This is a genomic window from Xanthomonas sp. NCPPB 2866, from assembly GCF_041475745.2.
GTDB lineage: Bacteria > Pseudomonadota > Gammaproteobacteria > Xanthomonadales > Xanthomonadaceae > Xanthomonas > Xanthomonas arboricola.
In genome coordinates this window covers 3,117,932-3,130,400 of the sequence record NZ_CM192975.1, presented here as the reverse complement: position 1 = coordinate 3,130,400, position 12,469 = coordinate 3,117,932, and the positions used below count along the sequence as shown (strand labels likewise).

11 protein-coding genes are annotated in these 12,469 nt (G+C 67.9%); 4 read left to right on the top strand and 7 right to left on the bottom strand.

The features are described 5' to 3' along the window. Positions 1–26: 26 nt before the first annotated feature. Positions 27–782 carry a DUF6065 family protein gene (locus ACCQ04_RS13375; RefSeq protein WP_226427177.1) on the bottom strand — a complete coding sequence of 252 codons (756 nt, stop codon included), beginning with the start codon at positions 780–782 and terminating at the stop codon, positions 27–29. Positions 783–881: 99 nt separating this feature from the next. On the opposite strand from ACCQ04_RS13375, the gene tldD reads away from it, so the two are divergent. Next, complete coding sequence (gene tldD, locus ACCQ04_RS13370; RefSeq protein ID WP_047128976.1) at positions 882–2,327, top strand: metalloprotease TldD; 1,446 nt, start codon at positions 882–884, stop codon at positions 2,325–2,327. A gap of 151 nt (positions 2,328–2,478) precedes the next feature. Here the strand turns inward: tldD and yjgA are convergent, their stop codons facing one another. Then, positions 2,479–3,060: a ribosome biogenesis factor YjgA gene (gene yjgA, locus ACCQ04_RS13365; protein ID WP_104568237.1), complete on the bottom strand. Its 582-nt coding sequence runs from the start codon at positions 3,058–3,060 to the stop codon at positions 2,479–2,481. Positions 3,061–3,112: 52 nt separating this feature from the next. Between yjgA and pmbA the strand changes: the two genes are divergently transcribed. Together pmbA and ACCQ04_RS13355 are read left to right on the top strand one after the other, a co-directional pair. After that, complete coding sequence (gene pmbA / locus ACCQ04_RS13360; protein WP_065032483.1) at positions 3,113–4,480, top strand: metalloprotease PmbA; 1,368 nt, start codon at positions 3,113–3,115, stop codon at positions 4,478–4,480. 97 nt (positions 4,481–4,577) lie between these two features. Next, positions 4,578–5,048 carry a DUF4870 domain-containing protein gene (locus ACCQ04_RS13355; protein ID WP_226427176.1) on the top strand — a complete coding sequence of 157 codons (471 nt, stop codon included), beginning with the start codon at positions 4,578–4,580 and terminating at the stop codon, positions 5,046–5,048. 70 nt (positions 5,049–5,118) lie between these two features. On the opposite strand, the gene ACCQ04_RS13350 is transcribed toward ACCQ04_RS13355, so the two are convergent. The 5 genes from ACCQ04_RS13350 to ACCQ04_RS13330 all read right to left on the bottom strand — a co-directional run bounded on the left by ACCQ04_RS13350 (position 5,119) and on the right by ACCQ04_RS13330 (position 10,986). Then, the gene (locus tag ACCQ04_RS13350) at positions 5,119–6,216 is read right to left on the bottom strand and encodes a M35 family metalloendopeptidase (protein ID WP_054591517.1); all 1,098 of its coding nucleotides are present in this window, start codon (positions 6,214–6,216) and stop codon (positions 5,119–5,121) included. A 504-nt stretch (positions 6,217–6,720) separates the two neighbouring features. Further along, positions 6,721–7,596, bottom strand: coding sequence for a polyprenyl synthetase family protein (locus tag ACCQ04_RS13345; protein WP_065032482.1), 876 nt, complete (start codon positions 7,594–7,596; stop codon positions 6,721–6,723). Between the two features lies 1 nt (position 7,597). Next, positions 7,598–7,861: an exodeoxyribonuclease VII small subunit gene (locus ACCQ04_RS13340; protein WP_016903977.1), complete on the bottom strand. Its 264-nt coding sequence runs from the start codon at positions 7,859–7,861 to the stop codon at positions 7,598–7,600. A gap of 31 nt (positions 7,862–7,892) precedes the next feature. Beyond that, positions 7,893–9,188: a tRNA lysidine(34) synthetase TilS gene (gene tilS, locus ACCQ04_RS13335; RefSeq protein ID WP_372358540.1), complete on the bottom strand. Its 1,296-nt coding sequence runs from the start codon at positions 9,186–9,188 to the stop codon at positions 7,893–7,895. 91 nt (positions 9,189–9,279) lie between these two features. Then, positions 9,280–10,986 carry an alkaline phosphatase family protein gene (locus ACCQ04_RS13330; protein ID WP_226427556.1) on the bottom strand — a complete coding sequence of 569 codons (1,707 nt, stop codon included), beginning with the start codon at positions 10,984–10,986 and terminating at the stop codon, positions 9,280–9,282. Positions 10,987–11,128: 142 nt separating this feature from the next. Here ACCQ04_RS13330 and ACCQ04_RS13325 point away from each other — a divergent pair, with 142 nt between their 5' ends. Further along, entirely contained in the window at positions 11,129–12,469 is a 1,341-nt protein-coding gene (locus tag ACCQ04_RS13325; RefSeq protein ID WP_039522251.1) for a dicarboxylate/amino acid:cation symporter, read from the top strand.

Genomic DNA, 12,469 nt, shown 5'->3' with positions numbered 1-12,469 from the left:
CGGGCACGTCCGGTGCGCCGATGCACTCAGTCGAGCGGACTGTCGCCGTCGCTGTCGGCGCGCACGAACATCGGCAGACGCAGGCGCGAACGGTGGCCCTGCACCGGCGCCTGATCGGCATCGGCGACGCCACGGAAATAGCCGCGTTGCCATTTCTCGCGCGCGGCGGCCGACTGCGCATCCGGCAGTTCCTGCAGGAACTGCGTGCGGCTGCGCGTCCAGTCGGCATGCTGCTGCGCCAGTTGCGGCGCCTCGGACAAGGGCTTCCACTGCGGCTGCACCTGTTCGATCAGCTGGCGCGGCAGCGGGAACAGATGGCAGAACGGCTCGCCGGCCTCGAAGCGCACTTGCCCGGGCCGGGTGAACTTCCAGTTCATGGTGAAGGTGTACGGGCTCCAGTCGGTTTCGACCATGCCGCTCAGCGCGCCGATGCCGTCCTTGGGCCGGTTCAATGGCCCGGTGACGAACAGATCCATGCCGGCATCGGTGCGAAACAGGCAGGGCACGTGGAAGGTCAGCACGCCGTAGCCGAAGTGACTGATGGCCGGTGAGGCGGCGCCGGCATCGGCGCTGATCCGGATCGCATCCAGGCTGTCGCGCCCGTCCCAACTCGCCTCGAAACCGGCCTGGCACAGCAGCTCCCAGCCATGCGCATTGGCGATCGCCAGCGGCAGGCAGCGGTAGGCATAGCGCTGGTCGGTGGCGTCCATCCAGTCGCGCTCGTGCGGAGCGGGGCGGATGTCCAGCGTATGGCCATCCAGGACGTGGGCAGTGAGCTTCATGCGCGGGCGTCGGCGTGGCGATGGGCCCGCGATGATAGCCGTGCCGCATGTTCAGCCGAACGACTTGTCTCCCCGGCGCGCGGGCCCCATCCTGACTGCATGACCGATAACGCTCTCACTCTGGCCGAAACCCGGCTGTTGCTTCCTTCCGGCCTGGACACCGGCCATCTCGACCGCACCTTCGGCGCCCTGCTGGGCCCGGGCATCGACTTCGGCGACCTGTACTTCCAGCATTCGCGACGCGAGAGCTGGAGCGTGGAAGACGGCATCGTCAAGGACGGTGCGCATTCCATCGAACAGGGCGTGGGTGTACGCGCGATTGCCGGCGAGAAGACCGGCTTCGCCTATTCCGATGACATCCAGCGCGAGGCCTTGCTGGAGGCGGCGCAGTCCGCACGCGCAATCTCGCGCGAGGGTGGTGCGCAATCCACCCGCTCGCTGGTGCGCGGCAACGGCCGTGCGCTGTACCCGGCCACCGACCCGATCGACGACATGGACAGCGCGACCAAGGTCGATCTGCTGCGCCGTATCGACCAGTACGTGCGCGCCGCCGACCCGCGCGTCAAGCAGGTGATGGTGAGCCTGTCCGGCGGGGTGGACACGGTGCTGATCGCGCGCAGCGACGGCGTGCTCGCCGCCGACGTGCGCCCGCTGGTGCGGCTGAACGTGCAGGTGATCGTCGAGCAGGGCGGGCGGCGCGAGTCCGGTTACTCCGGCGGCGGTGGCCGTTACGGCTATGCCGAACTGTTCGCAGATGGCCGCCCCGAAGGCTTCGCCCGCGAAGCGCTGCGTCAGGCGCTGGTCAACCTGGATGCGATTCCGGCTCCGGCCGGCGTGATGCCGGTGGTGCTCGGCCCGGGCTGGCCCGGCGTGCTGCTGCACGAGGCGGTAGGGCATGGCCTGGAAGGCGATTTCAACCGCAAGGGCACAAGCGTCTACGCCGGTCGCATTGGCGAGCGCGTGGCCTCGCCCGGCGTGACCATCGTCGATGACGGTACCCTGGATGGCCGCCGCGGCTCGCTCAATATCGACGACGAGGGCACGTCCACCCAGTGCACCACGCTGATCGAAGATGGCGTGCTGGTTGGCTACATGCAGGACACCCACAACGCGCGCCTGATGGGCGTGGCGCCGACCGGTAACGGCCGGCGCGAATCGTTCGCGCACCTGACCATGCCGCGCATGACCAACACCTACATGCGCGCCGGCCAGCACGATCCGCAGGAAATGATCCGCTCGGTGAAAAAGGGCATCTACGCGGTCAACTTCGGCGGCGGCCAGGTCGACATCACCAGCGGCAAGTACGTGTTCTCGGCCACCGAGGCCTACTTGATCGAAGACGGCAAGGTCACCGCGCCGGTCAAGGGCGCCACGCTGATCGGCAACGGCCCGGAGACCATGCAGAAGGTGCGCATGATCGGCAACGACCTGGCGCTGGACGAAGGCGTGGGCGTGTGCGGCAAGGACGGGCAGAGCGTGCCGGTCGGCGTCGGCCAGCCGTCGCTGCTGATCGACGGCATTACCGTTGGTGGAACGCAGGCCTGAGATGCGGGGATTTGGGAATCGGGATTCGGGATTCGCAACAGCGGGGACTGCGGGGTGTGGTGGGTTGCGCTTGGGTGGATCCGGGAGCCGGGATCTGGGATTGGCAACGGCCGGGATGGCCGTTGCGGGGCTGGATGGATCGGGCGGAGCCTTATTCGTCGGCGTCCGACGCCGATTCGTCGTCTTCCAATCCCGAATCCCCACTCTCCAATCCCGGCTCCTGAGACAGCTCGCGCAGCACCTGGAACAGCTCGCGGTAGGCGCGCGGCGGTTTGTTCTTGGCCCGCTCGTGGATGGCGTTGCGTACCAGCTGGCGCAGTTGTTGACGGTCGGCGGCCGGGTAGGTTTCCAGCAGTTCGGCCAGCGCCACGTCGCCTTCGGCGAGCAGGCGCTCGCGCCAGCGCTCGACGCGGTGGATCGCGGCCACTTCGCGGCGCGCGGTGTCGCTGTTGGCATCCAGCGCATCGCGGATTGCGGCCAGTGTTTCGTCGTCCTCGCGGCGCATGTGCTTGGCCAGAAACGCCAGCTGGCGCTTGTGCGCGATATGCGAGGTGATGCGCTTGCTCTCCTCGATATGCGGGATCAGCGATTCGGGCACCGGCAACTTGGCCAGCTGCGCCGGAGTGAGCGCCACCAGCTTTTCGCCCAGGTCGAAGATTTCCAGCGCCTCGCGCCGCTGCTGGCTGCGGCTGGCGCCGCGGAATTCACCGGTGTCTTCGTCGCGTCCGCGCATTGCCATCCATCCGAAACAAGAAGTTATTCATCATTGAGACTAGGATAAAGCATTGAACGCACTCTCCTCCGAAACACGTGTCCAGGACGACAGCCTGCAGCGCCTGGATGCGCTCACCGACATCGCGCAGCGCCTGCTCGAGCGCGCCCGTGCCGCCGGCGCCACCCAGGCCGAAGTGAGCTGCAGCGAAGAGCGCGGCCTGGACGTCAACGTGCGCCTGGGTGACGTGGAGACGGTGGAATCCACCCGCGACCGCGGCATTGCGGTCACCGTGTACTTCGGCAAGCGCAAGGGCAGCGCCAGCACCGCCGATCTGCAGGATTCCAGCCTGGAATCGACCGTTGCCCAGGCCTGCGCGATCGCCCGTTACACCGAGGACGATGTCGCTGCCGGCTTGGCCGACCCGGAGCTGATGGCGCGTGACTTTCCCGAGCTGGACAGCTGGCACCCGTGGGCGCTGGACGCCGACACCGCGGTGGACCTGGCGCTGGCCTGCGAGAGCGCCGGACGTGATGCCGATGCGCGGATCAGCAACTCCGACGGCGCCTCGGCCAGCACCGGGCTCAGCCTGTCGGTCTACGCCAACTCGCATGGCTTCATCGGCCGCGAGCGTGGCACCCACCATTCGATCAGCTGCGCGCTGATCGCCGGCCAGGGCGACGGCATGCAGCGCGATGGCTGGTACAGCAGCGCGCTGGCGCGCGAAGATCTGGAGGCGCCGGAAGCGATCGGCCGCCATGCCGCCGAACGCACCCTGGCGCGGCTGCAGCCACGCTCGTTGCCGACCGGTCAGTTGCCGGTGCTGTTCGCGCCGGAAGTGGCGCGCTCGCTGGTCGGGCATCTGCTCGGCGCGGTCTCCGGCGGCGCGCTGTATCGCCGCGCCAGCTTCCTGCTCGACAGTGTCGGCAGCAAACTGTTTCCGGACTGGTTCAACATCGAAGAACTGCCGCACCTGCGCCGCGGCCTGCGCTCGGCCGCCTTCGATGGCGAAGGCGTGGCGACGCGGCGTTCGGCATTGATCAGCGACGGCGTGCTGCAGCGCTATGTGCTGGGCAGCTACTCGGCGCGCAAGCTGGGCCTGCAGACCACCGCCAACGCCGGCGGCGTGCACAACCTGCAGGTCACCGCCAACGCCGGCGACCTGGCTTCGCTGGTTGCCGGCATGTCGCGCGGCCTGCTGGTCACCGAGCTGATGGGCAACGGCGTCAATCCGGTGACCGGCGATTATTCGCGCGGCGCCGGTGGCTTCTGGATCGAGAACGGCGTGATCGCCTACCCGGTCGACGGCCTGACCATCGCCGGCAATCTGCGCGAGATGTTCGCCGGCATCGAGGCGGTCGGCAGCGATGTCGATCCGCGCTCGCACGTCAAGATCGGCTCGGTGCTGGTCAACCGCATGACGGTGGCAGGCGATAGCTGAGCGCGGCTGAGCAGGGCTGCTCCGCCAACAGCACAGGCCCGGCGCGCACGCGTCTTGCCGCTCTGCCTGGCGGCAACCGCCGTGCACCGCCGAGACCATGTCTTCCCGCACTGGTAGCTGGCTGAATCGTTGTTATAGTCCGCCGCACCACAACCATGCATGGGGAGACATGATGAGCGAATTCGAGTCACACGCCGTACCGCCGCCGCCGCCGCCGCCGATCGGGACCAGCACACCGTCGGAGGAGCGCACCCTGGCGCTGGCCGCGCACTTGCTCGGCATCCTGACGTCCTTCATCGGCGCGCTGGTGATCTGGCTGATCAGCAAGGACGCCAGCCCGTCCAAGCCGTTCGCCACCGATCAGGCCAAGGAGGCGTTGAACTTCCAGATCACCGTGATCATTGCCTACGTGGCTGCGGTGATCCTGACCATCGTGTCGTTCGGCATCCTGTTCTTCGTGCCGACGCTGGTGTGGATCGCCAACTTGGTGCTGTGCATCCTGGCCGCAGTCAAGGCCAACAACGGCGAACACTACCGTTATCCGTTCACGCTGCGCCTGATCAAGTAATCCGGCGCGGTGCAAATGACGAAGGCCCGGCAGCGATGCCGGGCCTTCGTCGTTTCAGACGATGATGCGATCAGTTCTGCGCCGGGGTGTTCTCGGCGAAGTACTCGTGGCTGTCGGCGTTGGTGATCGCCTGGGCCGGGTTGCTGATCGCCAGGCTGCGCGCGCCGGACTGGCCGTAGACACGGTCCTGGGTGCCGGCGACGACCGTGAAGTGGCTGGTCTCGTGCACCAGCGTGCCGGCCTTGGAGTCGGTACCGGTTGTCGACGCACTCCAGAACGCATTGCAGACATGGATCTCGTACGGCTGGTTCGGATAGACGTAGGCGAAGGCGTCCGCCAGATCCGCTTCGCAGCTGCAGTTGATCGTCAGCTGGCCGTTGTTCTGGTCCAGCGCGTTGTCGATGTTGACGAAGTTCGAGCTGACCCGGCTGTAGCGCGAGGCGTTGTAGGCGCCGAACCAGGTGGTGTAGCGCGCACCGGTGCTGCCGGCATTGAGGTAGTTGCGCGCGTTCTGCGAGTAAGTACGCGCGGCAGTGACGGCACTGGCCGCCTGATTGGTGCGGGTGGTGCTGCAGTTGAGGTAGTTGATGCCATTAACCACGGCGGTCGGACCGATTGCGAGCTGGCGCTGCACGCCGCGACGCGCGCCGTCCAGCCAGACCGTGAGCGGCGTGCTGGTGGCCACGGCCGGCTGGCCGTTGGCGGCCTTCATCAGACTGCCATCGGACAGCGAGGCATATTGCAGCGACGAACGGACCTGGATGGTGTAGTTGCCACTGGTCGACAGATCGTAGGCGCCGGCCAGATCGACCTCGCCCTTGACGCTCTGGCCCGGCTTGAGGATGGTGAAGTCCGCCGCCTTGGGCAGGCCACGCTTGACCAGGCGTCCGGTGTAGGTCACCGGCACACCATCGCGGCTCACTTCCAGGATGCCGTTGTCCAGCGTCTGCAGCGGCAGCTGATAGGTCGGCACGCGGGCGATCTGGCTGCCGTTGTTGGTGACGGTCACCGCGATCTTGCCCTGGTGTCGCCCGGCCTGATCGGCGACTGGCGCCAGTTCGATGGTCAACGGGACCGGGCCGCGCACGGACTGCGCCTGCGCCGAACCGAGCACGCCAACAACGGCCAGCGTGCCTGCTGCAAACGATGCGAGAAAAACGTTCTTCACCAGTGACTCTCCATGTGGTCGGGGGATGTCCGCGGACGCGGGCAGGTCAACCTAGGCAGAGCGAGCAGACGCAACAAGAGAACCGATTGATGTGGTTTTTGGCCTGCCGGCAGTCAGGCAATGACAAATGCGGACACCGATGGCGACAATTCAGCCTGGAAGTGTGAATTAGTCCGCACTTTATTGCCGCCCTGCCGAAGTTTTCATGTGAAAAATGTATGGAAGGAGAAGTTACGTTCTGTGACGCAGCGCAGCGCTTGCAGGGCGGTGTGCTGCAGCCGCACCGTGCGCTGGCGCACGGTATGCGCAAAGGCCGGTGCGAGCGCCTGATCTCTGCGGGCTGCTGAAGTCGAACGCGCTGCCGTAGTCGCCGTGCGTGGTGGCGTTGAAGCCGGCTGCGCGGCCGCTCGCCCTTGCGCATCGGCGGAGCCTGTGCATGTCGCCAGGCATCGGCGCACGAGGCGCCCGGCGCGCCTGTGCGGCAGCTCACACGAACGCGGAGCGCTAGTGCGCGCGGTCCACCGCAAACCGGCCCAGCGTTGCCAGCGTGTCGCCGGGCGCACCGTAGGGCTGCAGGATGTCGTGCATGCGGGTGGCCAGTTCGGCCAGCTTGGCCTTGGCGCCGTCCATTCCGAGCAGGGCCGGATAGGTGGACTTGGCCTGCGCGGCGTCCTTGCCGGCGGTCTTGCCCAGTTGCGCCGAGCTCGATTCCACATCCAGGATGTCGTCGCGGACCTGGAACGCCAGGCCCAGCGCATCGGCAAACGCATCCAGGCGTTGCTGGTCGTCGGCTGCGGCAGCGCCTGTGAGCGCGCCCATGCGCACCGCGGCGCGGATCAGCGCGCCGGTCTTGAGGGCGTGCATGCGCTCGAGATCGCGCAGCGATTGCAACTGGCCGGTGGCATCGATATCCAGCGCCTGGCCGCCGCACATGCCGGCAGCGCCTGCGGCGGTGGCCAGACTCTGTAGCCAGCCGACCCGCAGCTCCGCGCTGACCGGGGCCGCAGCCAGCAGCTCGAAGGCGCGCGTCTGCAGCGCGTCGCCGGCCAGGATCGCCGTGGCTTCGTCGAAGGCGATGTGCACGGTGGGCTGGCCACGGCGCAAGGCGTCGTCGTCCATTGCCGGCAAATCGTCGTGCACCAGCGAATAGGCGTGGATCAGCTCCACCGCCACCGCGGGCGTGTCCAGGCGGTCCTCGTCGGCGCCGAACAGCGCGCCGGTCGCATACACCAGCAGCGGGCGCATGCGCTTGCCGCCGCCCAGCACCGCGTGCCGCATCGCGGCGTGCAGTCGCTGCGGCGCCAGGGTGGGACTTGGCAGACTGGCCTCCAGGCTGCGTTCGGTGCGGCCGATCCAGTGCTCGAACAACGCCGAACTCACCTCAGCCGCCGTCCTGCGACGGCGCCTGGAAGTCTTCGGCCAGATCGGGGCGCGCGGGGTCGGTCAGCATGCGCACGCGCAGTTCGGCCTGTTCCAGTGCCTGCTGGCAGTCGCGGTACAGGCCGATGCCGCGCTCGTAGGCGGTGAGCGACTGCTCCAGGCTCTGGTCGCCGACTTCCATCTTCTGCACCAGTTGCTCGAGTTCTTCCAGCGACTGTTCGAAGCGGGCGACCGGGGATGTTTCGTTCAAGGATTTTTTGACCATCGTCAAAGTGTGCGGCGCGCAGGCAGGCGGGTCAATTCGCATTGGCGTGGTCGCGCCATCGCAGGGATGCGCCATGCGCGCGCAGCCAGTCGTTCAATGCCGCCGAGACGATGCGGTCGCCGGCTGCCAGCACCTGACCGTCGTCCCACAGGACCGGCAGGCGTGCGCGTTGCCAGGGCGGTAGATCCAGCGCCTGCAGCAGGTGCTTGAGCCGATGCGAATGCGCGCGCTGCGGCAGCACGATGCGTTCGCCACCCTGGCGTGCGCGCACCAGCAGCGGTTGCGCGAAGCGCAGGCCGGGTGCGCCGTGCAACTGCAGCTGCGCGCCATCCGGCAGTGGCAGCGGGGACGTGCCATCCCAGCAGGCCTGCCATGACGCCGGCCACGCGCTGTGCGGACGCAGCAGGTACAGGCACTGGCGCCAGCGCCGCACCTGCACCTGTTGCCAGGCAAAGCAGGCCTGCCGATCCGGCGCGTCGTCGTCGACTTCCTGCTCCAGGGCGGCAACGCCGTGCGCAGGCAGCGGTGGCGCCTGCGCTGCCGCCACCCAGGCGCGCAGCAGCCGCGGCCGACGTGTTGCCGGCTGCGCACGCAAGGCCTGCAGATCCAGTGCGCCGGCGGCGGTCAGCAGGCCGGGCAGCAGCGCGGTGTCCTCCTGCAGCAGCAGGTCGCTGGCATCGGCGCTCAGCTGCGCGCTGCGCGCCAGTGCCTCGGCGGCCTGCGGCCAGCGCTGCTGCAATACGGGCATCAGCTGAGTACGCAGGAAGTTGCGGTTGTGGCGGGCGTCGGCGTTGCTGGGATCTTCGATCCACTGCAGGCGATGTGCCTGCGCATACGCCAGCACCTCGGCGCGCGCATGCGCCAGCAGGGGGCGCCACAGCATGCCGGCGGCGAAGGGACGCTGCGCGCGCATCGCCGCCAAGCCGTCCGGGCCGGAAGCGCGCAATGCGCGCAGCAGGAAGGTTTCGGCCTGATCGTCGCGATGGTGCGCCAGCGCCAGCCATTCGCCTGGCGCCAGTGCGGCGGCAAACGCGGCGTGGCGTGCATGGCGTGCCGCCGCTTCCAGCCCCAGGCCGCTGTCGCGCGCGACCTGCACGTGCGCAATCTGCAGGGGGACTTGCAAGGCATCGCACTGGCGCTGGCAATGCGCGGCCCAGGCGTCGGCATCGGCATGCAGGCCGTGATGCACATGCACCGCACGCAGCCCCGTGTCGCGACAACGCGGCGTCGCTGCCAGCAGGTGCAGCAAGACGCTCGAATCCACGCCGCCGCTGTAGGCGACCAGCACCGGGCCGGGCGGCGCCGCGGGTGGCAGCAATCCGGTCATCGATGCAGATGGCGTGCTGCGACGCTGCATCCGCACGCGGGCGGCGGGGCATGCCGCGCCGCCACCGTCCGCGCTGCGCGCAGCCTGTCCATCAGCGTTTGGCCGCAGTCTCGAACGTGGCCGACTGCGGCAACTCCACCGGCACGCCGGTGCTGTCGCAGGTACCGGCCTTGCACAGGCGCTCGCGCAGGCGCGGGGTGGCCTGCACGATGACGTGGTAGATCACGTTCTCTTCCAGCGTGCCGCGGAAGGCTGCGCTGCCCGGGCCAGTGGCCCAGATGCCGACGTCTTCGCCGCCATGGCTTTCGGACTTGGTCGGCACCAGCGATTCCTGCATGTAGCTGGGCGCCTCGGTGTCGACATGGGTCAGGTCCGGGCGGCCGGCGGCCGGCTCGCTGTTGCTGGGTTCGTGCGGGTACTTCTTGGGGCCGGCCGGCTGCGCGTTGCTGGCGCCGGTGTAGCCGGGGCCGTTGGCGTAGCTCAGCGTGGTGTAGGGCTGGCCGGCCAGGTCGGTGGCCAGCTGGCTGCGGTCGCCTTCTTCGCCGCCGGTGCCGCGCACCTTGCCCAGGATCGGGTTGCCACGCACCGGGTAGCCGACAAAGTTGAGCGTATGCGAATGGTCGGCGGTGACGATGATCAGCGTGTCCGGCGGCGCGGTCTGCACGGCGGTGCGTACTGCATCGGACAGCGAGACGGTTTCGTCGAGCGCGCGGTAGGCATTGCCGGCGTGGTTGGCGTGATCGATGCGGCCGCCTTCGACCATCAGCACGAAGCCGTTCGGGTCGCGCGACAGCGACTGGATCGCGGTACGGGTCATCTCGGTCAGGCTGGGCTCGCCCTGAGCGGTGCGATTGCGGTCGTGGTCGAACTGCATGTGATCCGGCTCGAACAGGCCCAGTAGTGCGGGCGCGCCGGTGGCCGCCTGCAACTGTTGTTCGTTCCAGACGTAGGCGCCCTGTGGGTGTGCCTGCTTCCACTCGGCGACCAGGTCGCGGCCGTCCAGGCGCAGGCCGACCTTGTCGTCGTATTCCGGATCGCGCTCCTGCACGGTCTGGAACTGGCTGCGTCCGCCGCCCAGCACCACCTGCGGGCCACGCCCGAAGCGCGCGCTGGACAGCAACTGCTGGGCGATGTCCTGGCAGCCGGCAGTGCGCGCGGACTCGGGCAGGTCGGTGTCGTTTTCCCAGTTGCGGTCCGGCGAATGCGCATAGGTCGCCGCCGGGGTGGCGTGGGTGAGGCGGGTGGTGGTGACGATGCCGGTGGCCATGCCGGCGCTGTCGGCCAGCTGCAGCCAGCTCAACAGGCCCTTGCCCAGGCTGTCGGCGCAGTCGCTGCGGTTGCCGCTGCTGACGCCGATCGCGCCCATATGCGTTTTCACCCCGGTGGTGATCGCGGTCATGGTGCCGGCCGAATCCGGCGTCTGCGAATCGGTGTTGTAGGTCTTGCTGAAGGCGGTGGCCGGGAACTGCTCCCAGGACAGCAGGTTCTCCTCGCCCGGCCCGCCCTTGCGCTGGCCATCCAGGATGCGTGCTGCCGCCACCGTGGTCAGGCTCATACCATCGCCCAGGAACAGGATCACATTGCGCGCGCGCCCGGCCATGGCGCCGTTACCGGCTGCGCGCGCGGCACCCGAGCGGTACCACCATTGCGGCGTCTCGCCGGCGGGATGCGCCACCTGCGGCACCTCCACGCGCACGGCAGTGGGCGCGGATACGCTGGTGCCGGCGCTGGAGGCGCAGGCGGCGACACACACGGTGGTCAGGGCGGCGAGGGCAGGCAGGCGGTAACGCATCGGCATCGAACTCGTGACTGAATCAGCGCGCATTATGCCGGGATGCCTGGTGTCACACAGATGACACGCCGCTGTTCCAGTCGTGGCCTCGCGGGCGACGCGGGCCTGGGCTATGGTGCATGCACTCTCCCCCCGGATGATTCGACGCATGACATTGGTCTCGGCCTGGTTGCGCATTCCGTTCTGGCAACGCGTGGTGGCCGGCTTCGTGCTCGGCGCGCTGGCCGGCTGGGCCATGGGGCCGGCGGCCGATGTGTGGTTCGGTCCGCTCGGCGATCTGTACGTCACCCTGATCAAGATGATCGCGATCCCGCTGGTGTTCTTTGCGGTGATCAATGCGATCTCTTCGCTGCACGGGCAAAAATCCGTCGCCGCGCTCGGTGGGCGTACCTTCCTGTGGTTCGTCATCACCGCCGCGCTGGCGGTGGGCGTGGGCCTGGCGGTGGGTACGTTGATGCAACCCGGCGCCGGCCATTTCAGCCTGAGCGTGGACTCGGCCTGGAAACCGCGCGATGTGCCCAGCCCGATCAAGGTGCTGCTGGACGTGGTGCCCTCCAACCCGTTCTACGCATTGACCGGCATCGGCACCAAGACCAATGCGGCCGGCGAAACGGTGCTGGCCGCCGGGCGCGGATCGATCCTGCCGGTGATCTTCTTCGCCGCGCTGCTGGGCTTTGCGATGGTCAAGCTCGGCGAGCGCGTGGCCGAGGCACGCAAGCTCACCGCGCAGTTGAGCGACATCATGATCCAGGTCACCCGCTTCGTGCTGGAGATGACCCCGCTCGGCACCTTCGGGCTGATCGCCAGCCTGGTCGGCAGCTATGGCTTCGAGAAACTGCTGCCGTTCGGCAACTTCGTGCTGGCGCTGTATGTGGCCTGCGCGATCCATATCGTGGTGGTCTACAGCAGCCTGTTGTTGCTGCATGGATTGAATCCGTGGAAGTTCTTCCGCGGCGCGGCGCCGGGCATGCAGGTGGCCTTCGTCAGTTCATCGAGCTTTGCCGCGATGCCGGTGGCGATGCGCTCGATCACGCACAACCTGGGCGTCAGCAAGGACTACGCCGCGTTTGCAGTGCCGCTGGGTGCCAGCATCAAGATGGATGGCTGCGGTGCGATCTTCCCGGCCCTGTGCGCGGTCTTCATCGCGCAGTACACCGGCGTGCCGCTGACCGCGAATCAATACTTCGTGGTGTTGATTGCCTCGGTGCTGGGCAGCTTCGGCACCGCCGGCGTACCTGGCACCGCGGTGATCATGGCCACGGTGGTGCTAAGTGCGGCCAATCTGCCGCTGGAAGTGATCGGCTACCTGTACGCGATCGACCGCATCCTCGACATGATGCGCACCATGACCAACGTGACCGGGCAGATGCTGGTGCCGGTGCTGGTGGCCAAGGAAACCGGCCTGCTCGACAAGGCGGTCTATGAGTCGGCCTCGACCAACGTGGGCCTGGAAGATCCGCTGACAGATCGCGCGCCGACGCAGCGCTGA

Excerpts from the sequence above, each read along its gene's own strand:
- ACCQ04_RS13325 (WP_039522251.1), top strand. The coding sequence starts at position 11,129 with ATGACATTGGTCTCGGCCTGGTTGCGCATTCCGTTCTGGCAACGCGTG.
- ACCQ04_RS13330 (WP_226427556.1), bottom strand. The coding sequence starts at position 10,986 with ATGCCGATGCGTTACCGCCTGCCTGCCCTCGCCGCCCTGACCACCGTG.
- ACCQ04_RS13355 (WP_226427176.1), top strand. The coding sequence starts at position 4,578 with ATGTCTTCCCGCACTGGTAGCTGGCTGAATCGTTGTTATAGTCCGCCG.
- tilS (WP_372358540.1), bottom strand. The coding sequence starts at position 9,188 with ATGACCGGATTGCTGCCACCCGCGGCGCCGCCCGGCCCGGTGCTGGTC.
- ACCQ04_RS13375 (WP_226427177.1), bottom strand. The coding sequence starts at position 782 with ATGAAGCTCACTGCCCACGTCCTGGATGGCCATACGCTGGACATCCGC.
- yjgA (WP_104568237.1), bottom strand. The coding sequence starts at position 3,060 with ATGCGCGGACGCGACGAAGACACCGGTGAATTCCGCGGCGCCAGCCGC.
- ACCQ04_RS13340 (WP_016903977.1), bottom strand. The coding sequence starts at position 7,861 with ATGGTCAAAAAATCCTTGAACGAAACATCCCCGGTCGCCCGCTTCGAA.
- tldD (WP_047128976.1), top strand. The coding sequence starts at position 882 with ATGACCGATAACGCTCTCACTCTGGCCGAAACCCGGCTGTTGCTTCCT.